This is a genomic window from Paraburkholderia pallida, from assembly GCF_004524855.1.
GTDB lineage: Bacteria > Pseudomonadota > Gammaproteobacteria > Burkholderiales > Burkholderiaceae > Paraburkholderia > Paraburkholderia oxyphila.
On the sequence record NZ_CP038148.1, the window covers coordinates 3,034,932 to 3,055,996 of the forward strand.

The window sequence follows — 21,065 nt, forward strand, 5'->3', positions numbered from 1 at the left end:
GCATCACCCAAGCCGCACGGCGCGCCTTGATCGGGCCGGCCAGCCAACCTGGGATCGCCCAACTCGGGATCGCCCGGCGGTCCAGTGCGCAAGGAAACTGACGATGCAAATCCAGCCCTATCTGTTCTACAACGGCACCTGCGAAGAGGCGATCGCGTTCTATCGCGAGGCGCTCGGCGCGCAGGAGCTCTTCAAGATGCGCTTCAAGGACGCGCCGCCGAACCCCGAGCAGCCGATGGCGCCCGAATTCGCCGAAAAAATCATGCACGCGACGATCCAGGTCGGCGACGCGCAGCTCATGATGTCCGACGGCGGGTGCATGACCCATCACGATAAGTTCCTCGGTTTCAGCGTCTCGCTCACGGCCCCTGACGCCGCCACCGCGCAGCGCTACTTCGATGCGCTCGCCAAGGGCGGCCAGGTGACGATGCCGTTCGGCAAAACCTTCTGGTCACCCGGCTTCGGCATGCTCGCCGACAAGTTCGGCGTGCCGTGGATGGTCAGCGCGCCGCCGCTCGAGAGCCCCGCTGCCTGAGCGTCGTCATCACGTTGGCGGACGCGCGCGTCACACCATGCGGTGCATATGGGCGCGTTCGATGTTCCATTTCGGCTCGGTTTCGAGGAGCAAGGCACGCAGTTGCCCCACCTGCTCCTCGAAGCGCTGTTCGAGCCAGTAAGGCCCCTGCATTTCCGGTGCGAGCGGCGCGGCGCCCTGCGCCGCCAAAGGCGCAGCACACGGCAAACCCGCTGGGCTACTTTCCGGGACCGCGCCCGGCACGCCGCCGCTCGAACTACCCGATTCACCCGATTCACCCGATTCACCCGATTCACCCGATTCACCCGATTCACCCGATTCACCCGATTCACCCGATTCACCCGATTCACCCGATTCACCCGATTCACCCGAGCCACCCGCGCCACCGAAGCCACCCGCGCCACCCAAACCACCCGAGGCGGACTCCAGCACACCCGCCCGCAATGCCCGCGCAGCCGCCTCCGGATGCCGCGTGCCGCCAAAGCGCAGCGCCCGCGCCGTCGCCAGCAGCGCTTCGCGCACGCACGCGCTGCGCCCCGCGAAGGCCACCCGCACGAGCCGCTGCTCGTAGTTTCCGAGGCCCGTCGACATCATCTCCAGCGAGCTCAGCAGCGAGCGGTGCAGGCGCTGCACCTGCTCGAGCCGCGCGAGCGGCACGTCGATCTCTTTCGCCACCGAAGGCATCAGCGCGCGCAGCTGCACGAGCCGCGCATTCAGACGCCGGAAGGTCTCCACCTGCACATCGGTGTCCACGTGCGCTCCGCTCACCACCTGTGCATAGATACGCGCAATCTCGCGCAGATTGTCGGCGAGCCGGTAGCGCCACGAATAGGTGGCGTGCAACGGCAGCGCGAACGAAAACGCCAGCGCGATCACGATGCCGATCATCACGTTGAGCGTGCGCCACAGGCCCGTGTCGATGAGGTTGTCGCCGTGGCCCGCGACGATGCACATCGTGATGGCCGTGAGCAGCGGCACGTAGCCCGCCTTGCCGATCGCGTAATAGCTGCACACGGCCGCGACTATGGCCATGAGCGAGTACGTGAGCCACGTGAAGCCCGTCAGCGCCTGCACGACGATCAGCGTGAGGCCGATCAACGCGCCGAGCACGGTGCCGAGCGCGCGCTCGGCGGCCTTCTTGCGGATGTTGCCATGATGCTGGAGCCCGCCGATCACCACGAGCAGCGTGACCGACGCCCAGATGCCGTGCGGGATGTCGATGCCCGTGGTGGCAAAAATCGACACGAGCATCGCGAGTCCGACGCGCACGCCGTGAATGATCCCGGCATTGCGGTAGCGGTAGAACGGCGAGGAGAGCGCGCGCCAGACGCGCGCCACGCGCGAGCGCCGGCGTACGGGCTTGCGGCGGCCGGCGGTGCTCGCGCCGTGGCGCGACGCATCGCCGGTGGCGGCGGAGGATGCGGAGTCGGTGTCGTGGTCGGACGAAGCCATGGCGCGCTCGAAGCCTGCTGGACGTGACGCAAGTGGGCGGAGAATCGGCGAAGAGCCGGGAACGGCCCCTCCCGGGAGGTTCGCCCCTGCAAGCATCGTGCACCAGAAAAACAAATGCCCGCAACCATGACGTTGCGGGCATTGCGTGTGAAGCGGGCTGCGCGCGCAAGGCCCAGGCCCTGGCGCGCGCCGGATCAGCTTTCGATCGGGTCGAGATAGTCCTCGGGGCGCGTGCGGTCCTCGCCCTTTTGCATGCCGACCAGATGCACGAGCACCGAGACCACCACCGAGACCACGAGGTTCACGACCAGCGACCACACCGCGGCGTAGCCCGGCACGTCCATGCCGAACAGATGCACGACGAAGATCGAGCCCTTGAGGTGCAGCGAGACGGCCATCCACGTGCCGGTGGCGATGCCCGCCGCCCAGCCGAGCAGCAGACCGCGCCAGTCGAGCATGCGCGTGTAGAGGCCGAGCACGATGGCGGGCAGCGTCTGGATGATCCAGATGCCGCCGAGCAGTTGCAGCTGAATCGCGTACGTGAGCGGCAGGCCCAGGATGAACGCCACCGCGCCTACCTTCACGATCAGCGAGACCAGCTTGGCGACATTGGTCTCCTGCTCGTGATTCATGTTGCGGTTGATGAACTCCTTGTGGATGTTGCGCGTGTAGAGGTTGGCGGCCGCGATCGACATGATCGCCGCCGGCACCAGCGCGCCGATGCCGATGGCCGCGAACGCCACGCCCACGAACCACGACGGGAAGTACTGCAGGAACAGCGCCGGCACGGCGAAGTTCGGGCCGAAGGCCTTGAAGTACGGCGCGTACTGCGGCATGTCCTTCACACCCGAGGCGAGCGCCATATAGCCGAGCAGCGCGAGCAGGCCGAGCACGAGCGAGTATGCGGGCAGCATGGCCATGTTGCGGCGGATGGCGTTGCCCGACGAGGACGAGAGAATCGCCGTGACCGAGTGCGGATACAGGAACAGAGCGAGCGCCGAGCCCACCGCGAGGGTCGCATAGGCGCTATAGCCGTTCAGGCTCGACGCATCGGGGGCCTTGAGCAGCAGCTTGGCCGGCGGCACCGCGCCGAAGATGTGGCCGAAGCCGCCCATCTGCGCGGGAATCACGATAATGGCCACGATGATCGTGATGTAGATGAGCACGTCCTTCACCACGGCGATCATGGCCGGCGCGCGCAGGCCCGAGGTGTAGGTGTAGGCCGCGAGAATCGCGAACGCGATGATGAGCGGCAGGTCGCCGACGAAGCCCGTGGTGTCGAAGCCGAGCGCGCCGATCACCACTTCGATACCCACCAGTTGCAGCGCGATATACGGCATGGTCGCGACGATGCCGGTGAGCGCGATGGCGAGCGCGAGCATACGGCTGCCGTAGCGCGCGCTCACGAAGTCGGCCGAGGTGACGTAGCTGTGACGCTTGGCGATGGCCCAAAGCTTCGGGAACACCACGAACGCGAACGGATAGATCAGGATCGTATAGGGCAGCGCGAAGAAGCCCGTTGCGCCCGCACCGAACACGAGTGCCGGCACCGCCACGAAGGTGTAGGCCGTATAGAGGTCGCCGCCGAGCAGGAACCACGTGACGATGGTGCCGAAGCGCCGGCCGCCGAGACCCCACTCGTCGAGATGGGCGAGGTCGCCCTTGCGCCAGTGCGCCGCGAGGAAGCCGACGATCGTGACACCGATGAACAACAGGACGAAGACGAAGGTTGCGATGACGTTCATTGCGCGCCCCCTGCCTTGCCGGCGCCCTTCGAACCGTCCTTGGTCTTGAAGTAGACGAGCGCGGTGATGACGGCGCTGATCAGCACCCAGAGCAACTGATACCAGTAGAAATAGGGGAAGTCCCACAGCGTGGGCTCGACCTTGTTGTACGACGGCACCCAGATCATGGCGATCCAGGGCAAGAGCAACAACCAAAGCCAGTGCTTTCTGGCTTTCCCGGCGTCGGCGTCGTGAGCCATGACGTCTCCTCGTTACTTATGTAGTTATGGGGGTTTTGGTGCGGTCCACCGCCCGATATGAGGCGGTTCTTGGCCCGCGAGATCGTGACTCGCAAGGTCCCCGAAAGCGCAGAAAAGAGTAGCGAGGCCGCGGCGGCGGGTCAAGAAGGGCGGACCCCAATTTAGACCACGTTGTCAAGGTACAACTGACACGGCGTTTGATTTGAAATTGTCAGCCATTAGAAAGCTTGTTATGCAAGACGAAAAAAGACCGGCGCCATCGGACATGGGGCCGGTCTTTGCTTTCCTTGCGCACCCGGCATCCGCCGGCGCGCCGATCGATGCAGCGCCTTGCGGCGCTGGCGTCAGATCGCGAACGTTTCGCCGTTCTTGCCGCTCTTGCTGTGTTCGGCGTCGGACTCGCGCAGCGACTTCACCCATTGGTGCGCCGGCAAGCCAAGCTTGCTTTCCAGCAGGCGCGCGCGCTTCTCGAGCGCCGCCCAGCTCACCTCGAGCGCCGGGCCCGAGAACGCCAGCGCGATGCGGTTGCCATCGTGCACTTCGGGCAGCGCGATCACGCGGCCGTCGAACGCTTCCTTCAGGCGCTTCATGTTGCGCACGTAGCTCGGGTGGTCGCCGAACAGGTTGATGGTGGCGACGCCCGCATCGGCGAGGCAGGCGCGCGCCGCGCGATAGAACGCCACGCTGTCGAGCACCGGACCGCGCGCGGTCGCGTCGTAGATATCGATCTGCAGCGCGCCGATCGTGCCGTGGTTCGCGCGGTCGTGCACGAAGTCCCACGCGTCGAGCTCGCGCACGGCGAGACGCGCGTCGTCTTGCGGCATCTCGAACATCGTGCGCGCGGCCACCACGACGGCCGGGTTCAGCTCGATCGCCTCGACCTTCGCGGGACGCAGATAGCGATGCGCGAACTTGGTCAGCGAAGCGGCGCCCAGACCCAGCTGCACGATGCGTGCGGGCGTGGCGAGGAACAGCAGCCAGGCCATCATCTGCTGGGCGTATTCGAGCTCGATGTGCTGCGGCTTCGAGAGACGCATCGCGCCCTGGACCCACTCGGTGCCGAAGTGCAGATAGCGCACGCTGCCCTCTTCCGAGAACGTCACCGGTGCAAAGCGCGGCTTGCGCGGCGCTTCGATGACCGGGGCGTTGTCGAGCCCGGCGTCGGCCTGCTCCGAGGCGGCCTTGCGGGTCTTCGCTGCGTTGGCGGTCTTGCTGCGGGTCTTGCTGAATGCACGCGCTTCGGCCGAAGCGCGCTTGATGAGATTCGTCATGTAAAGATGTCTTGCTTGTCAGGAGCAGATGCAGATGCGCAATCCGCTGCGTTTTCGCGGTGCAAAATCGCTTGCGAATTCAGACGCAACTGCGCGGGCGACCGAGAGCATAGCATTCGCGGCGCGTCGGGCTGGATTTGGGCGGCAATGCGCGGGGGGGAAGGCCGTTGGTGCATAGGCAGGACTACTGGAGGGCGTCCGCAGGATGAGAAAGCGCCGCGCGTGGACCTGAGAATGCGTCAGCGCTGCGCCTGCGCGCATTGCCCGGGGATATCGCTGCGGACTACATCTGCGGCGTGGCTCATCAACGAGCTAAAATCTGGCACAATCGTGCTAGAAATTAGCTCGATTGTGCTAGTATCCATTTCATGACAAAACTCGGCGATGCTCTTTTCTCCAATGCGCAGCAACCCATTCTGGCTTGCCTGTTTGGACGGCCTGAGCAGTGGTTTCACGTCAAGGAATTGATCCGGCTGACGAGTCTGGGCAGTGCCAGCGTCCAACGCGAACTGAGTCGCCTCGAAAGAGGTGGGCTCATCGAAACACGACGCATCGCCAACCTCAAGCAGGTTCGTGCCTTCTCGGGCAGCCCCATCTTCAGCGAGTTGCGTCTCATCGTCCTCAAGACGTTTGGGATCGTGGAGGTACTCCGCGAAGCGCTGTCCCCGCTTGCTTCAGAAATAAAATTCGCCTTTGTGTACGGCTCAGTCGCCCAAGGCAGTGACCACTCCGACAGCGACGTCGACGTGCTGTTGGTCAGCGAAACTCTCGCCTATGGACAGATCATGGCTGCGCTCGAGTCAGCCGAAAGACAGCTAGGCCGCACAGTCCAGATTACCCAGTACACTCCCGAAGAGTTTCTCGAACGCAAGCGCAAGGGCCATCCGTTCCTCACGGAAGTGCTGCGCCAGGCGAAGCTGATGGTAATAGGAACCGAGGATGACGTTGACCACATTGGATAACCTCGTACGCATCGGAAAACTAAAACCTTTCCCGCCGAACCGAGGCGAATTCGAACAGCTGCTTGGCCTCGCTCGAACCTTGCTCGACACCGTCGCAAGCAGTAGCGGGATGGCAACCGAGAGCCAGTTCATTCTCGCCTACGATGCGGCTCACGCCGCATCACGCGCCGCATTACGGGCTCACGGATACCGGAGCGACGACAGGTACCTGGTCTTTCAATGCCTCGAGCACACGATCGGTTGGCCAACCGGGAAATGGCGCGTACTGGATACCTGTCATCGAAGGCGCAATGCGGCCGAATACGAGGGCAACATAGATCTGCCAGCGAGTCTGACCGCCGAGCTCGTTCGGCTCACCGCTGAACTCATTGGTACCGTATCTCAGCTCGAACACCTGCTGCCGTCGTCCTGATACTGCTTCGCGGTGCGTACTCGCGCAACGAAGCGAAGGACAGTGCGCCGAGTCACCCCGCCAAATACTCCCGCAGTCGATGCCAGTCGACTGACTTCTCCTGATATGAGACCGCCGCGTATGCGGGACTGCTCGACGGCAATCGGATGAGCCGATAGCGATCGCCCTTCTCCCCCAGCGCGCGCACCCCAATCTTTTCCGCCGTTCCACCATTGAACGCGATAGCAACCAGCTTCGGCAACGTTTCGACAAGCGCAACCAGGTCGTTACTCGCGTGGTTGCGAATGCGGCTGTCCAGGCTGCCGATCCGTTGGGCCTCCGCCACGACGTCCCACAACCCGATGCGATGCTCGAGCAGCGTTTGTAGCCGCGTGTCGTACCCCATCGCGGGAAGATCCTCGCCGATCACCTCGCCCACCAGATGCCAGAAGCGGTTCTGCTTATGCGCGTAGTACTGCTGATGCGCGAGCGACGCCTCGCCCGGCAAGCTGCCGAGAATCAGCACGCGCGTATGCGCATCGACGACGGGTGCGAAGCAACGCTTGAGACTCATCGGCGAAGGCTCACTGGCTGGGACGACGATGCTCAACGCACCGCCTGATGTGACGAATGCGAGGCCCGCGAGGCGGTATGGCCGAGCGGCCCGCGCTCGCGCGCCGAATGCGCGGGCAACGCCGGCTGCGCATCGCGCGCGAGGCGCGCCCACAATGCGGGCAGCATGCACTCGGTCACGAGGAGCGGCGCGCCGTGGCGCTCGAACACGGAACGTCGCGCGACGAACCCATGCGGCACGTGCCCGTGCGTTTCGCGCGCGGCGAGCGCATGCAGCGGATGCCGCGCGCTCACGCGCCGGCTCACGAGGGCCGAGCGCGCGACGCCGCTATCGGTGTAGAGCAACTCCGCAAGCGGACGCGTACGCAGGCGGCGCATGGCCTGCCAGATACCGTGGCTCGCCACAAGCGGCGTCACGCTGTGCGCGGCCACGAATGGCACGCCGTCGACTTCGAGCACGATCTCGCGCACCCACGCCCGTTCGCGCGGCGTGAGACCAAGCGCGGCACATTCGTCGGGCCAGGGCATGTCGACGGCTTCGCGCGTCACGCGCACCACGACATGGCCGAGCGTGCGCAGATGCGCGGTAAGCGAACCGCCGCGGGTGAGCCAGTCTTTCTGATCGGCGCTGAAGGCCGCGAGGGGCGCGGCGCGCCAGTGCGCGTCGGCGGCATCGAATCGGATGGGCATGGCGCGCATTATAGGCCGCGCCTGGGGTGGCGTGCCGGGAGACTCGCCGCTCGCGTTCCGGGTACGCTCAGTGGGCGAACTCAGCGCAGGTCCATGGCGCGGGCCCCGCCGGTGTCTTCCAGCAACACGCTAATGGAGCGAGACTCGGGTCGTCGCTTCAATGGCTTGCTCGACGGACGTGAGCGCAAAGCGCGCCGGGTTGACGTCGCCATCGAACGCATCGATCAAGCGCATCGAAAATTCGCGAGGATCGTTGGCCGGAACCTGCAGCGGCTTGCCTGGCTTCCCGGAGGCGATCACCACCACCACGTGACTGTCGTCGCCGAAATGAATCTGCAGAAGCCAGCGCCGCCGCCCCTCCTGCAAATAGAGATCAAGCCAGTTGGGTTCGGTCTGCTCCCATCGGCTGGTCAAATTCGAACGATGAAAGAATGCTGAAAGACGCCCCCAGAGACCTTGATGCGCCCTCAGGACGTGATCGACCTCAAGCGCGAATTTTTGCCAGCGGAGCAGGACATCCGGAATGCGCGCTTCGCGTGCGTCGTCTGAGCACGAGAGAACGTCGCCTTCCTCAATGAGCGCGCGGGGCGCGTGCGCTTGCACCATGCCGCCACTCGTCGGCTGGAGCCGCCTTTCCAGATACGCGCCGCCAGAACCTTCGAGCATGCCCTTGAGACGCGATTGCGTATCCTGTGCACCCATCGCCCTCCCTACTGTGGGCGGGTTATCGAGCAGTTCGCGATCAGAGGCGCGATACGCGTGAAACCATTGCAGCGGCTTGAAGTTGTCGTTACGCGCGTCGCCTTCGTCGAGTGACGGCGCCGCTGATCTCAGCGCGCAAACAAGACGCCCGGTCTGCGTTGCGTCTTCCAGCAATGCGGCAAGACGCTCCATGGCGAGCGTGCGGCTGGTTTCATCGCACAAGTCGCCGTCGACGCCGAGAAATGCGAACAACGCTCGCATTTCCTCGACGGAAAACTGCGGTGCTGCGAAATCGTGTCGCTCGACTCCTCGATCGCGCTCGTTGCCAGTCATTCAACTCTCCAAAACCAGGCGCCGATCATCATGGGTGGCGCAGAACCGTCTACCCGCCTGGTCGTCCATATAAAAGTACTCGCCAGGCATGGGGCGCCTGCAAGGCGATATGTACCGTTTCGGATTGCGGATACGCGTCATGCCGCAGCGCTCGCCGTAGAATTCGATCAGCTTGCGTCCGCCTTTAGGATCCGCATGCAGAAAAACTGCAGCGTCGTCGTCGAGATCGAGGCGCATCTGAATGGCGGTGTCGACAAGCGCCCTGGCGACGCCCGCGACCGGGTCTAAACGCATGGTGACATAGAATTCCGCCGGCGCGTCCGCGAGATACCAGACAAACCCCATTTTCGACCGATCTCCCTGCACGGGCGAGCCATAGGCAGGCACGGCTGTCAGAAGGCCAATCGGAATTCCGCCATTGGTATCGGACAATTCCAGGCACCACGCGTGAGCCTGCTCGCGCGCACTTGAAAGCGGCCGTAGATAGTTGTGACACTTGGCCAGCAGGAAGATTCGCTCCCAATCCCAGCCAACGTCGGCCCGAATGGCGCCTAGATCAATTCCGGCGGGGTGAAGCCAATCGACGGGAACGGATGCCGGCCACTCGTCGTACAGCGCCTTGATCAAGGGCTGAACATGGCGATTCCAGTACCTGACATCGGCCGAAGCCATTTGCCGGATATTAATGAGGCAGGAGCCCGTGCGGCTGTCCTGGCTGCCGAAGGTCGGCAGGCTTTTCAAAGGACGTTTGAGTGTGTTCAGGGCCATTGCGCAGTCCATGGATGCATCACGCGGTACGCGGGTGCATCCATCCTCAACGCTCAGAACCCCTGCACAAAACCAGAAAATTCCGAAAAATGCCGCGCGCGTAAGCCACGCGCGCGGCATTCAAGTACGAACATCAACCCGCGCGTGCAAGCAACAGCGCGTTGGTCCGCTTCACGAAGCTCGCCGGATCCTCCAGCGCGCCGCCCTCGGCGAGCAGCGCCTGATCGAACAGCAGATGGCACCAGTCGCCGAAATCCGCGCTATCCGTGCGCAGCGCCTTCACGAGCGGGTGCTCGGGATTGACTTCGAGGATCGGCTGCATCTGCGGCGCCTGCTGGCCCGCGGCCTTGAGCATGCGCTGCAGGTAGCCGCTCATGTCGCCTTCGTCGGCCACGAGGCAGCTCGGGGAATCGGTCAGGCGGAACGTCAGACGCACGTCCTTGGCCTTGTCCTTGAGCGCGTCCTTCATCTGCTCCACGAGCGGCTTGAGATCTTCACTCACCTTCTCCTGCTGTTGCTTTTCCTCGTCGTTGAGCGCGCCGAGATCGAGGTCGCCGCGCGCCACGCTCGCGAGCGGCTTGCCGTCGAATTCATTGAGGAACGAGAGCATCCACTCGTCCACGCGATCCGTGAGCAGCAGCACTTCCACGCCCTTCTTGCGGAACACTTCGAGGTGCGGACTGTTCTTCGCGGCCTGCCAGGTATCGGCGGTCACGTAGTAGATCTTCGACTGCTCCGGCTTCATGCGCGCGACGTAGTCGGCGAGCGAGACAGTCTGCTCGGCCGTGTCGTTGTGCGTCGACGCAAAACGCAGCAGCTTCGCGATGCGATCCTTGTTCGCGTGGTCTTCGCCCACGCCTTCCTTGAGCACCTGGCCGAACTCGGTCCAGAAGGCCGCGAACTTCGCCTTGTCTTCGTCCTTCGCTTCAGCGTCGGTCTGCGCCGCGGCCATCTCTTCGAGCATCGACAGCACGCGCTTGGTCACGCCGTCGCGAATCGCCTTCACGTCGCGGCTTTCCTGCAGGATTTCGCGCGAGACGTTCAGCGGCAGATCCGCCGAATCGACCACGCCCTTCACGAAGCGCAGGTAGTTGGGCAGCAGTTGCTCGGCGTCGTCCATGATGAAGACGCGCTTCACATAGAGCTTCAGGCCGCTCTTGTGGTCGCGGTTCCACATGTCGAACGGCGCATGCGCCGGCACGTAGAGCAGTTGCGTGTATTCGCTGCGGCCTTCGACGCGGTTATGCGTCCACGCGAGCGGATTCTGGTGATCGTGCGCGAGGTGCTGATAGAACTGCTGGTACTGCTCGTCGCTGATGTCGTTCTTCGCGCGCGTCCACAGGGCGCTCGCCTGGTTGATGGTCTCGTATTCGTCTTTCGTGACCATCTCGCTCTTTTCGGCGTCCCATTCTTCCTGCTTCATCTCGATGGGCAGGCCGACGTGATCCGAGTACTTCTGGATGATCGATTTGAGCTTCCACGCGGAGAGCAATTCGTCTTCGCCTTCGCGCAGGTGTAGCGTGATGGTCGTGCCTCGCTGCGGGCGCTCGATCGCCTCGACCGAGAATTCGCCCTCGCCTGCGCTCGTCCAGCGCACGCCTTCGGCGGCGGGCAGCCCCGCGCGGCGGGTCTCAACGGCGATCTTGTCCGCGACGATGAAGCCCGAGTAGAAGCCCACGCCGAACTGGCCGATGAGCGCCGCATCCTTTTGCTGGTCGCCCGAGAGCTTGCCGAAGAATTCCTTGGTGCCCGAGCGCGCGATCGTGCCGAGGTTGGCCACGGCTTCGTCGTGGCTCATGCCGATGCCGTTGTCATCGATGGTGACGGTGCGCGCGGCCTTGTCGAAGCCCACGCGGATGCGCAGGTTCGGATCGTTTTCGTAGAGCGCGCCGTTCGCGAGCGCCTCGAAGCGCAACTTGTCGGCGGCGTCCGACGCGTTCGAGACCAGCTCGCGCAGGAAGATTTCCTTGTTGCTATACAGCGAATGGATCATCAGGTGCAGAAGCTGTTTCACTTCCGCCTGGAAGCTCATGGTTTCTTGTGCCATGGTCGGGGGTCCTCGTTCGTTGCAGTCAGTAGGCTTGGCCGCGTGCGCATTGCCGCGGCGCGTTGAGCGCGCATATGGGGACGCGCCGCGCAAGTTTCAAGAGCGCCGCGCCACGCCGTCCAGATACCCGGTGAGGAAGGCCGGCAGCGCCGGGTCGCCGCAGTTCGCGATGTTAAAGCGCATCCACGTGGTGGGCGACTGGTGCGGCGAGAACAGGCTTCCCGGCGTGAGCAGGAAGCCGGCCTCGTGGCCGGCGGCCGTGAGCGCGTCGGCGTCCACGCCGGTGTCGGCCCACAGGAACATGCCCGCGCCCGGCGCGATGAAGAGCTTGCAGCCCGCGCGCTCCAGCATGCGCGCGGCCTTGTCGCGCACGGCGTCCAGCCGCGCGCGCAGGCGCTCCACGTGGCGCCGGTAGTGGCCTTCGGTGAGCACGCGAAAGAGCACCCGCTCGTTGAGCTCGGGGCTCGTCATGCCGACCAGCATTTTCTGGTCCGCGACGGCCTGCGCCACGTCGAGCGCACTCGCGATGAAGCCCACGCGCAGATTGGGCGCGAGCGTCTTCGAAAAGCTGCCGAGATAGATCACACGGCGCAACTGGTCGAGGCTCGCGAGGCGCGTGGCCGGATAGCCCGCGGGGCACAGGTCGCCGTAGATATCGTCCTCGACCACGAGAAAGTCGTATTGCTCCGCGAGGCGCAGGATGCGAAAGGCCTGCGCGGCCGTCAGCGAGGTGCCGGTGGGGTTCTGCAGCACCGAATTGATGACGAGCAGCTTCGGCCGCCAGGTCGCGACTAGCGCCTCGAGCGCGTCGAGGTCCGGCCCTTCGGGCGTGTACGGCATACCCACGAGGCGCGCGCCCTGCGAGGCAAACCGGCCGAACATCTGGAACCACGCGGGGTCGCCCACCACGACCGTATCGCCGGGCTGCACGTACAGGCGCGCAAGCAGGTCGATGGCCTGGGTGACGCCCGAAACGAGCACGATCTGGTCGGGCGTCGCGCCGATTTCGATCTCCGCGAGGCGCGTCTGCAACTGCTGGCGCAGCGGCAGAAAGCCCTGCGGCGAGCCAAAGCCGAGCAGCTGCGCGCCGCTCTGTCGGCCCAGCGATCGCATCGCGCCCGCCAGCAGCTCGCCGTCGAGCCAGCGCGCCGGCAGGTAACCGAGCCCCGGCCCCTTTTCCGGATGCGTCGACGAATGGAGCATGTTGCGCAGCAGCCAGACCACGTCGAGGGTGGGCGGCGGCGCGGGCTCGGCCGCCCCGCTGGCGTCGGGCGCGGCGGGACGGCGCTCGTGCGGCGCCACGACCGCGAGCCGCTCGCGCACGTAGAAGCCCGAGCCGCGCCGCGAATCGAGGTAGCCCTGCGCGACGAGGCGCTCGTAGGCCTCCACCACTGTGAAGCGCGAGACGCCCTTGTCGAGCGCGAGCTTGCGGATGGACGGCATGCGCATGCCGGGGCGGAACACACGCTCTTCGATGCGGCGGCGGCCCCACTGGACCAACTGGTCGACGAGTGTGGTCGTGGCCGCGTCGTGCGGCGCCGGAATCTGGTCAAGGGGGACGGACGACATGGCGGCTCCAACTGTACCGAACACTATCGGAGCGATTGTACCGTTACTGTCTGCCACCATACCGGTACATTTCTTTGCGTATAGGCCGGTAAGGTGCCGGCAATCCCGCCGACGCGCGTGCGCCAGGCTTGCGGTCCTTCCCGGATCTCGCGGCCGATTGCGCTCGAAATGTTCCGCATGGCCCACGTGCTCCGGTTCGGCTCGTTTTCCAGACGATTCTCTCATGACCGCCACGCCGCTCAGTCTCGATCATCTCGTCGTTTCCGCCCGCACGCTGGACGAAGGCGTGCAGTACGTCGCCGATACGCTGGGCGTGGCGCCCGCGGGCGGCGGCGCGCATCCGCTCATGCGCACCCACAACCGCCTGCTGGGATTGTGGGGCGGTGTCTACCTTGAGGTGATCGCGGTCGATCCCGGCGCGAGCCCGCACGCGGCCGGCCGCTCGCGCCTGTTCGCGCTCGACGATCCCGCCGTGCAGGCGCGCCTCGAATCGGGGCCGTACCTCTCGCACTGGGTCGCGCGCGTCGCGCCGCCCAAGAATCTCGAACGCTGGCGCGGCCAGTACCCGCAGCGCATCCCCGATCTCGTGCCGATGACACGTGGCGATCTGAGCTGGCAGCTCACGGTGCCGCTCGACGGCGCGTTCCCGTCCTGGCAGGGCGCGGGCGACGGCATCCTGCCCTCGCTGATCCAGTGGGATACGTCGCGCCATCCGTCGCAGACGCTCGGCGACAACGGCATCGTGCTCAAGTCGCTCACGGGCTTCCATCCGCAGACAGAAACTGTGCGCGAGCAGCTGAGCTGGCTCGGCGCGGCGTCCCTGATCGCGGTTGAACAAGCCGATACGCCCGCGCTCGTCGCGCAATTCGAAACGCCGTCGGGGCTGCGCACGCTTGGCGCCCCCCTGCGCTGAACGAACAAGCCGCATCGCGGACGAAGAACCCGATTGGCACGGCAAGCGCGTGCCGCCAGAGCGGGATTCGCGTCATAATCAAAAGCTTTCGGCGGCCCGGGCGCTCGACTCCCATCGCACCCGCGCCGCCTCAATCCGGGCCATCAAGGCCCCCAGGCCCTCGTGCCCGACCTCAACAAGGAGACCCCATGGACCAGAGCGATCTCAAGGCTGCCCCCGCGTGGCAACTGTCCGAGCGTGCGATCAAGCTGACCAGCTCGGCGATTCGCGAAATCCTGAAGGTCACCGAGCGGCCCGAGGTCATTTCATTCGCCGGCGGCCTGCCCGCGCCGGCCTCGTTCCCTGCCGAGGAAATGCGCGCGGCTTCCGACCGCATCCTGCGCGATAACCCGACAGGCGCGCTCCAGTACAGCGCGACGGAAGGCTATCTGCCGCTGCGCGAATGGGTCGCCGACCGCTATTCAGTGGGCGGCACGAAGATCCGGCCGTCGCAGGTGCTCATCACCACGGGCTCGCAGCAGGCGCTCGACCTGCTCGGCAAGGTGCTGGTCTCGCCGGGCAGCCCGGTGCTGGTCGAAACGCCCACCTATCTCGGCGCGCTGCAGTCGTTCTCGCTCTATGAGCCGCGCTACGTGCAGCTGCCCACCGACGACAACGGCCTCGTGCCCGAAGGCCTCACGCCCGAGCTGACCGCCGGCGCGCGCCTGCTCTACGCCATCCCGAACTTCCAGAACCCGACGGGCCGCCGCCTGCCGCTCGAACGCCGCGAGGCGCTCGCGCAGTTCGCGCAGCGCGCGAGCTTCCCGGTGATCGAAGACGATCCCTATGGCGCGCTCGACTACGCGGGCAAGCCGTTGCCCACGCTGCTCTCGATGGCGCCCGAGCACGTCGTGCATCTGGGCTCGTTCTCGAAGGTGCTGGCGCCGGGCCTGCGCGTGGGCTACATCATCGCGCCCGAGGAGCTGCACTTCAAACTGGTGCAGGCCAAGCAAGCCACCGACCTGCACACGCCGAGCTTCACGCAGCGCATCGTCCACGAAGTCGTGAAGGACGGCTTCCTCGACACGCACATCCCGAAGGTGCGCGCGCTCTACCGCGACCAGTGCGCCGCGATGCTCGACGCGCTCGCGCGCAACATGCCCGAAGGCGTGAGCTGGAACCGTCCGGAAGGCGGCATGTTCGTGTGGGTCACGCTGCCCGAGGGCATCGACACCATGAAGCTGCTCGAGGAAGCCGTCGCGCAGAATGTGGCCTTCGTGCCGGGCGCGCCGTTCTTCGCGAGCGAGCCGCAGCACAACAAGCTGCGCCTGTCGTTCGTGACGGTGCCGCCCGCGAAAATCGAAGAAGGCGTGGCGACGCTCGCGAAACTCATCCGTGCGCGCAGCTGATGCGCGCACCCGTGAACCGATCACCCTAACCGTACAAGGACTCCTGATCATGGCTGATATCAACGTCTACGACCGTCTCGAACAGCTCGGCATCGAACTGCCCCAGGCGGGCGCACCCGCGGCCGCCTACGTGATGAGCGCGCAGAGCGGCAACACCGTGTACCTCTCGGGCCACATTGCGAAGAAGGACGGCAAGGTGTGGGCCGGCAAGCTGGGCGAGTCGCTCACGACCGAGGAAGGCAAGGCCGCGGCGCACTCGATCGCGATCGACCTCATCGCGACGCTGCACGCCCACACGGGCGACCTCAACAAGGTCAAGCGCATCGTCAAGCTGATGAGCCTCGTGAACTCGACGCTCACCTTCACCGAGCAGCACATCGTCACGAACGGCGCCTCCGAGCTGATCGCCGACGTGTTCGGCGAGAAAGGCAAGCACGCGCGTTCGGCGTTCGGCGTCGCGCAGATTCCGCTCGGCGCGTGCGTCGAGATCGAGCTGATCGCCGAAGTCGAGTAAGCGCTCGCTCCAAAGCGGAGCGGGCCGGCCAGGCTGGTGCGGCCAGCTTGGTCCGGCCGGGTTGGTGCGGCCAGCCTGGTCCGGCCAGGTCAGTCCGCTCCTGCACAGTCCCCTCCAGCGCACACGCCGCCCGGTGTGTGCGCCACCATCGCGGCGAGCGCGCGATGCAGCACGGCGCGCGAGCCGCTTCTCCCCGTCTCTCGCCTCTTACTCGCGCCATGACCCTACGCAGCGTCCGCTTCAAACAGGTCGACGTGTTCACGTCGCGTCCCTTCAAAGGCAATCCGCTCGCCGTCATATTCGACGCCGACGGGCTCGATACGGCACAGATGCAAGCCGTCGCGCGCTGGACCAATCTTTCCGAAACCGCCTTCCTGCTCGCCCCCACCGACGCGCGCGCCGACTATCGCGTGCGCATCTTCACGACGCAGGGCGAATTGCCGTTCGCGGGCCACCCGACGCTTGGCACGGCGCATGCGTTCCTCGACAGCGGACGCCAGCCGAAGACACCGGGCCACCTCGTGCAGGAATGCGGCGCGGGTCTGGTCGAGCTGGCCCAGCGGCCCTATGCCGGGACCGCCAGTGACGCCATGGACACCTGGGCGTTCGCCGCGCCGCCCGCGAAGATGACGCCGCTACCCGAGTCGCAATACGACGCGTTGCGCGCCGCCCTGCGCTCGGACGCGATCGATTTCGGTGCAGCGCCGTGCGGCATCGACAACGGCGCGCCTTGGCTCGTGGTGCGCCTGTCGTCCGCGCAGGCGGTGCTCGCGCTCGACATCGACTACGACGCACTCGCAACCATCGCCGCGAGTGTGGGCGCGCAAGGTCTCGCGGCCTACGGCGCGCATGACGCCAACGGCCCGGCCACGTTCGAGGTGCGCTGCCTCATGACGGGTCTCGGCAAGGGCGAAGATCCGGTGACCGGCAGCGCCAATGCCGCCATCGCCATGTTGCTCGCGCAGCAAAATCGCCGCCCCGGCAGCCACTATACGGTGCGCCAGGGCACCGCGGTGGGGCGTGACGGCCGTGTCTTCGTCGACTACGACGACGCAGCGGGCAAGATCTGGATCGGCGGCACCTCGCTCACGGTCGTGGACGGCACGATCGGGCTCGAATGAGCGGTTCATTTGCAGGCATGCATTCTGCGTAGGTCCGGCCTGCATCGAGCGCTGGCGCGCTATGCGCGGCCTCGTGTCTATGCGTGGCAGATCGCACGGGCGTCCCCGTTTACCCACGACTGGCGTATACCCGGGGACCGATGGCTTCCTTATTCATTGCCCAACCATTAAGATCCAAACATCGGACGCAAGGAAGCGTCCGATGGCCCCTGTTCGCGCACTTCGCGCTACTTCCTCAGCCATTCCGCATTCGATGCCGCCGATCCAACCGAGCGCTTTGTCGTCGTCCCGGCCGCCGCATCTGCGGCGCGACGGTGCGCGCGTGCGGCGGATGAGATGAACGAGAACTGGCGCCCCTTCTCGCGCGACGCCGGCCTGCGCGGCGCGCCCGGCCCGGCCTACACGCGCCCGCGCACGCTGCTCGCCATTCCGCTGCTCGGCGTGCTGGTGCTGATCTTGCTGTGGGCCGTGATCTTCACGCGCCTCGCGGTCGAAAAGGAGGCCACCCAGCGCGAGGCCACGGCCTCCGCGGCCATCCTCTCGGCGGCGCTCGAGCAGCACACGGTGAAGGCGATCCACCAGGTCGACCAGATCACGCGCTTCGTGAAGTACGAGTTCGAAAAATCGCCCGACCACTTCAATCTCATCAGCACGGTCGAGAAAGGCGTCGTGCAGAGCGACTCGCTCGTGCAGGTGTCGATCATCGACGAGCACGGCAAGCTCGTCGCCAACACCGCCGATCCCCATCCGAAGCCGATCGACCTCTCGGACCGCGAGCACTTCAAGGTGCACGAGCACGAGAACGACGACCAGCTCTTCATCAGCAAGCCGGTGCTCGGCCGCATCTCGGGCCACTGGACCTTGCAGATGACGCGCCGCCTCAATCACGCGGACGGCTCGTTCGCGGGCGTCGTAGTGGTCTCCGAAGACCCGAGCTACTTCACGAGCGACTTCTACAACAACGCCGCCATCGGCCGTGACGGCGTGATCGCCGTGATCTCGGACACCGGCGCCGTGCTCGCGCGCCGCACCGGCAACGCGGAGCGCGCGAGCGGCGCGTTCTCGGCGAGCGGCGTCTACCCGATGTCCGAGCACGTCTCCGGCACCTACGTCGATCCGATCGACCACGTCATGCGCATCGTCTCGTACCGCCATATCGACGGCTATCCGCTCGCGGTGCTGGTTGGCCTCTCGCAAGCCGAGCAGTTTGCGGACTACAACCACACGCGCAACGTCTACCTGATGATGGCGACCTTCATCTCGCTCGCCATGCTGTCGTTCTTCGCCGTGGCTACGGGGTTGATCGGCAAGCTGCTCGGGCGCGAGCGCGAGATGTCGCAACTCGTGCAGTACGACCTGCTCACGGGCCTGCCGAACCGCTACGCCACGCTGCAGCGGCTGCGCCACGAAGTCACACAGCCGGGCAATCTCGGGCGCCTCGCGATTCTGTTCATCGACCTCGACAACTTCAAGACGGTCAACGACACGCTCGGCCACAACGCCGGCGACATCGTGCTGCAGATGAGCGCCGCGCGCCTCGCCGACGCCGTGGGCGGCGCCGGCACGCTCGCGCGCATCGGCGGCGACGAGTTCGTGGTAATCGTCAAGGGCGACGAGATCGAGAAACGCGCGAGCGCGCTGGCCGAAGTGACCAACGCCGCGTTCACGCATCCGTTCGACGTGCGCGGCAGCGCCTTCGTGCTGCATGCGAGCACGGGCATCGCGCTCTTCGCCGTGGCGCACGAGAGCGAGATCGACCTGCTCAAGAAGGCCGACCTCGCGATGTACGCGGCCAAGGAAGCCGGCCGCAACTGCTTCCGCTTCTACTCGCCGCAGCTCGCGCACCGCGCCGACCACCTGATGAAGTGGGAGCAGCAGTTGCGCATCGCGCTCGGCGAAGGGCAGCTGTTCCTCGCCTATCAGCCGAAGATCGATCTGCGCCGGCGCTGCATCACCGGCTTCGAGGCGCTGGTGCGCTGGAACCACCCGCAGTACGGGCTCATCCCCGCCAGCGAGTTCATTCCGGTGGCCGAATCGACGGGCCTCATCGTGCCGGTGGGCGACTTCGTGATCCGCACCGCCTGCGCGCAGCTCGCGCAATGGCAGCAGCAGGGCTACGAAACGCTTTCGCTCGCCATCAATATCTCGGCGGTGCAGTTCTGGCGCGGCGACCTCTACGAGACGGTTGCGCACGCGATCGAGGAGACCGGCATCGCCGCGCACAAGCTCGAGCTCGAAATCACCGAGACGGCGATGATGGAGTACCCCGAGCTCGTCTCCGAAAAGATCTTCGCGTTGAAGCGCCTTGGCGTGCGCGTCGCGCTCGACGACTTCGGCACCGGCTATTCGTCGCTGTCCTACCTGAACCGCTTCGCGGTCGACACGCTCAAGGTGGACCGCTCGTTCGTGCAGGCGATCCCGGCCGACCGCAGCGTCTGCGTGATGGTCTCGGCCATCGTCAATCTCGCGCGCTCGCTCGGCCTCACCGTGGTCGTGGAAGGCACCGAGACCGAGGAGCAGATCGCATGGCTCTCGGCGCTCGGCCCGATCGAGGCGCAGGGTTTCCTGTTCTCACGCCCCGTGCCGGTGGAAGGCGTGCCGGCGCTCATCGAGCGTTTCGGGGTGTGCGGCGCAACGCAGGCGGGCGCGCACGATGCGCGCAACGAGCGCGTGAGCGACGCGTCGCAGCCGCGCTAAAGCGGCGCCCTCCCCTTCCGGCGCCGCTCTGCCTGCACTGCGCTAGCGTGCGCGTGCTCCCGTGAAACCGCCAAAGAACGCCCGTGCGTTGGCCTCGAGGCTTTCGAGGTGGTAGCCGCCTTCCTGCACGATCACCGATGGCAAGTCCAGTGCGCCGATCGCCTGGCCGAGCCGGCCGAAGCCCTCGGTGCTCACGGCCACCTTCGACTGCGGATCGTCCTTGTAGATGTCGAAGCCGAGCGCCAGCACGAGCGCGTCGGGCTGGAAGCGCCTGAGCACGCGCAGCGCCGCGTCCACGCGCTCGAAGAACGCGTCTTCCGAGGCGCCGTGCGGCATCGGCAGGTTGACGTTGAAGCCCACGCCCGCGCCCGCGCCGCGCTCGTCCTCGTAGCCCGCGACCACCGGATAGAAGTTGGTCGGGTCGCCGTGGATCGAAATGTAGAGCACGTCGTCGCGGCCGTAGAAAATCTCCTGCACGCCCTGGCCGTGGTGCATGTCGGTGTCGAGGATCGCCACGCACTTGTAGCGACTCCTGAGCGACTGCGCCGCGATGGCCGCGTTGTTCAGGTAGCAGAAGCCGCCCGCCGCGTCCGCGCGCGCATGGTGGCCAGGCGGACGGCTCAGCGCGTAGCTCGCGCGCGCGCCCTCGTTGACGCACGCGGCCGCCGCCAGCGCGCTTTGCGCCGACCAATAAGCCGCGCGCCAGGTGTTCGCGCCCACCGGGCAGCTGCCATCGGCGAGATAGCGGGCCGCCTGCGCGAGCACGCCGCGCAGCGGATTCGGATCGCGCACGTAGATGTTCGACATGACTTCGTCGCCCCAGTCTTCGGGCATGCGCTTCCACTCGGCATGCGCTTCTTCCAGGAAGCGCAGATAGTTCATGTCGTGCACGGCGGCGATCGGCGCGGTGCCGAAGTCGGCGGGCTCGCTCACCTCGAAGCCGAGCGAGCGCGCGGCGGCGACGAGACGCGCGGCGCGCTCCGGCACTTCCTGCGGCTCGCGCATCTGGCCGCGCGAGAGATAGCTGCGGGGATGATGCAGCAGCTGTTCGGGATGAAACCAGGTCTTCATGCTCAGGGTTCCTTCAGGTTTGGCTCATGCGTAGCTCATGCCGCCGAGCGCGTTCGCCGGATACATTCGCTGGATGCACTCGAT

General features: G+C 65.8%; 19 protein-coding genes. 8 read left to right on the forward strand and 11 right to left on the reverse strand.

Annotated features, from left to right (window positions below; genetic code table 11):
* Positions 1–103: 103 nt before the first annotated feature.
* Positions 104–535: a VOC family protein gene (locus E1956_RS13735; protein WP_134749657.1), complete on the forward strand. Its 432-nt coding sequence runs from the start codon at positions 104–106 to the stop codon at positions 533–535.
* Between the two features lie 30 nt (positions 536–565).
* Here the strand turns inward: E1956_RS13735 and E1956_RS13740 are convergent, their stop codons facing one another.
* The 4 genes from E1956_RS13740 to E1956_RS13755 all read right to left on the reverse strand — a co-directional run bounded on the left by E1956_RS13740 (position 566) and on the right by E1956_RS13755 (position 5,242).
* Complete coding sequence (locus tag E1956_RS13740) at positions 566–1,987, reverse strand: FUSC family protein (RefSeq protein WP_134749659.1); 1,422 nt, start codon at positions 1,985–1,987, stop codon at positions 566–568.
* A 194-nt stretch (positions 1,988–2,181) separates the two neighbouring features.
* Positions 2,182–3,732 (reverse strand): monocarboxylate uptake permease MctP, encoded by a 1,551-nt coding sequence (mctP, locus tag E1956_RS13745; protein WP_134749661.1) that lies wholly within the window; start codon positions 3,730–3,732, stop codon positions 2,182–2,184.
* Positions 3,729–3,971, reverse strand: coding sequence for a DUF3311 domain-containing protein (locus E1956_RS13750; RefSeq protein ID WP_134749663.1), 243 nt, complete (start codon positions 3,969–3,971; stop codon positions 3,729–3,731). Before E1956_RS13750 ends, mctP begins: the two co-directional genes overlap by 4 nt.
* 344 nt (positions 3,972–4,315) lie before the next feature.
* Positions 4,316–5,242: a class I SAM-dependent methyltransferase gene (locus tag E1956_RS13755; protein WP_134749665.1), complete on the reverse strand. Its 927-nt coding sequence runs from the start codon at positions 5,240–5,242 to the stop codon at positions 4,316–4,318.
* Positions 5,243–5,610: 368 nt separating this feature from the next.
* On the opposite strand from E1956_RS13755, the gene E1956_RS13760 reads away from it, so the two are divergent.
* Entirely contained in the window at positions 5,611–6,204 is a 594-nt protein-coding gene (locus E1956_RS13760; RefSeq protein ID WP_134749666.1) for a nucleotidyltransferase domain-containing protein, read from the forward strand.
* On the forward strand, positions 6,182–6,616 hold the full coding sequence (locus E1956_RS13765) for a hypothetical protein (protein ID WP_232071155.1): 435 nt from the start codon (positions 6,182–6,184) through the stop codon (positions 6,614–6,616). The genes E1956_RS13760 and E1956_RS13765 overlap by 23 nt, the downstream gene beginning before the upstream one ends.
* 52 nt (positions 6,617–6,668) lie before the next feature.
* Here the strand turns inward: E1956_RS13765 and E1956_RS13770 are convergent, their stop codons facing one another.
* The 6 genes from E1956_RS13770 to E1956_RS13795 form a co-directional block, all read right to left on the reverse strand.
* Positions 6,669–7,169 carry a DNA-deoxyinosine glycosylase gene (locus tag E1956_RS13770; RefSeq protein ID WP_134749668.1) on the reverse strand — a complete coding sequence of 167 codons (501 nt, stop codon included), beginning with the start codon at positions 7,167–7,169 and terminating at the stop codon, positions 6,669–6,671.
* A gap of 32 nt (positions 7,170–7,201) precedes the next feature.
* Positions 7,202–7,858, reverse strand: coding sequence for a chorismate--pyruvate lyase family protein (locus tag E1956_RS13775; RefSeq protein ID WP_134749670.1), 657 nt, complete (start codon positions 7,856–7,858; stop codon positions 7,202–7,204).
* A gap of 129 nt (positions 7,859–7,987) precedes the next feature.
* Positions 7,988–8,893 carry a hypothetical protein gene (locus E1956_RS13780; RefSeq protein ID WP_134749672.1) on the reverse strand — a complete coding sequence of 302 codons (906 nt, stop codon included), beginning with the start codon at positions 8,891–8,893 and terminating at the stop codon, positions 7,988–7,990.
* Entirely contained in the window at positions 8,894–9,661 is a 768-nt protein-coding gene (locus E1956_RS13785) for a hypothetical protein (protein WP_134749674.1), read from the reverse strand.
* Positions 9,662–9,794: 133 nt separating this feature from the next.
* Positions 9,795–11,708 (reverse strand): molecular chaperone HtpG, encoded by a 1,914-nt coding sequence (gene htpG, locus E1956_RS13790; RefSeq protein ID WP_134749675.1) that lies wholly within the window; start codon positions 11,706–11,708, stop codon positions 9,795–9,797.
* A gap of 96 nt (positions 11,709–11,804) precedes the next feature.
* Positions 11,805–13,277: an aminotransferase-like domain-containing protein gene (locus E1956_RS13795; RefSeq protein ID WP_134749677.1), complete on the reverse strand. Its 1,473-nt coding sequence runs from the start codon at positions 13,275–13,277 to the stop codon at positions 11,805–11,807.
* A gap of 223 nt (positions 13,278–13,500) precedes the next feature.
* Between E1956_RS13795 and E1956_RS13800 the strand changes: the two genes are divergently transcribed.
* The 5 genes from E1956_RS13800 to E1956_RS13820 all read left to right on the forward strand — a co-directional run bounded on the left by E1956_RS13800 (position 13,501) and on the right by E1956_RS13820 (position 19,910).
* Positions 13,501–14,190, forward strand: a complete 690-nt coding sequence (locus E1956_RS13800) for a VOC family protein (RefSeq protein WP_134749680.1) — start codon at positions 13,501–13,503, stop codon at positions 14,188–14,190.
* Positions 14,191–14,378: 188 nt separating this feature from the next.
* A complete protein-coding gene (locus tag E1956_RS13805) occupies positions 14,379–15,578 on the forward strand; it encodes an aminotransferase-like domain-containing protein (protein ID WP_134749682.1) in 1,200 nt (399 codons plus the stop codon).
* 49 nt (positions 15,579–15,627) lie between these two features.
* The gene (locus tag E1956_RS13810; RefSeq protein WP_028219359.1) at positions 15,628–16,092 is read left to right on the forward strand and encodes a RidA family protein; all 465 of its coding nucleotides are present in this window, start codon (positions 15,628–15,630) and stop codon (positions 16,090–16,092) included.
* A gap of 218 nt (positions 16,093–16,310) precedes the next feature.
* Positions 16,311–17,213 (forward strand): PhzF family phenazine biosynthesis protein, encoded by a 903-nt coding sequence (locus E1956_RS13815; protein WP_134749684.1) that lies wholly within the window; start codon positions 16,311–16,313, stop codon positions 17,211–17,213.
* Between the two features lie 336 nt (positions 17,214–17,549).
* Complete coding sequence (locus E1956_RS13820) at positions 17,550–19,910, forward strand: bifunctional diguanylate cyclase/phosphodiesterase (protein ID WP_134749686.1); 2,361 nt, start codon at positions 17,550–17,552, stop codon at positions 19,908–19,910.
* Between the two features lie 42 nt (positions 19,911–19,952).
* Here E1956_RS13820 and E1956_RS13825 read toward each other — a convergent pair whose 3' ends face one another.
* Positions 19,953–20,981: a histone deacetylase family protein gene (locus E1956_RS13825; RefSeq protein ID WP_134749688.1), complete on the reverse strand. Its 1,029-nt coding sequence runs from the start codon at positions 20,979–20,981 to the stop codon at positions 19,953–19,955.
* Between the last annotated feature and the right edge of the window lie 84 nt (positions 20,982–21,065).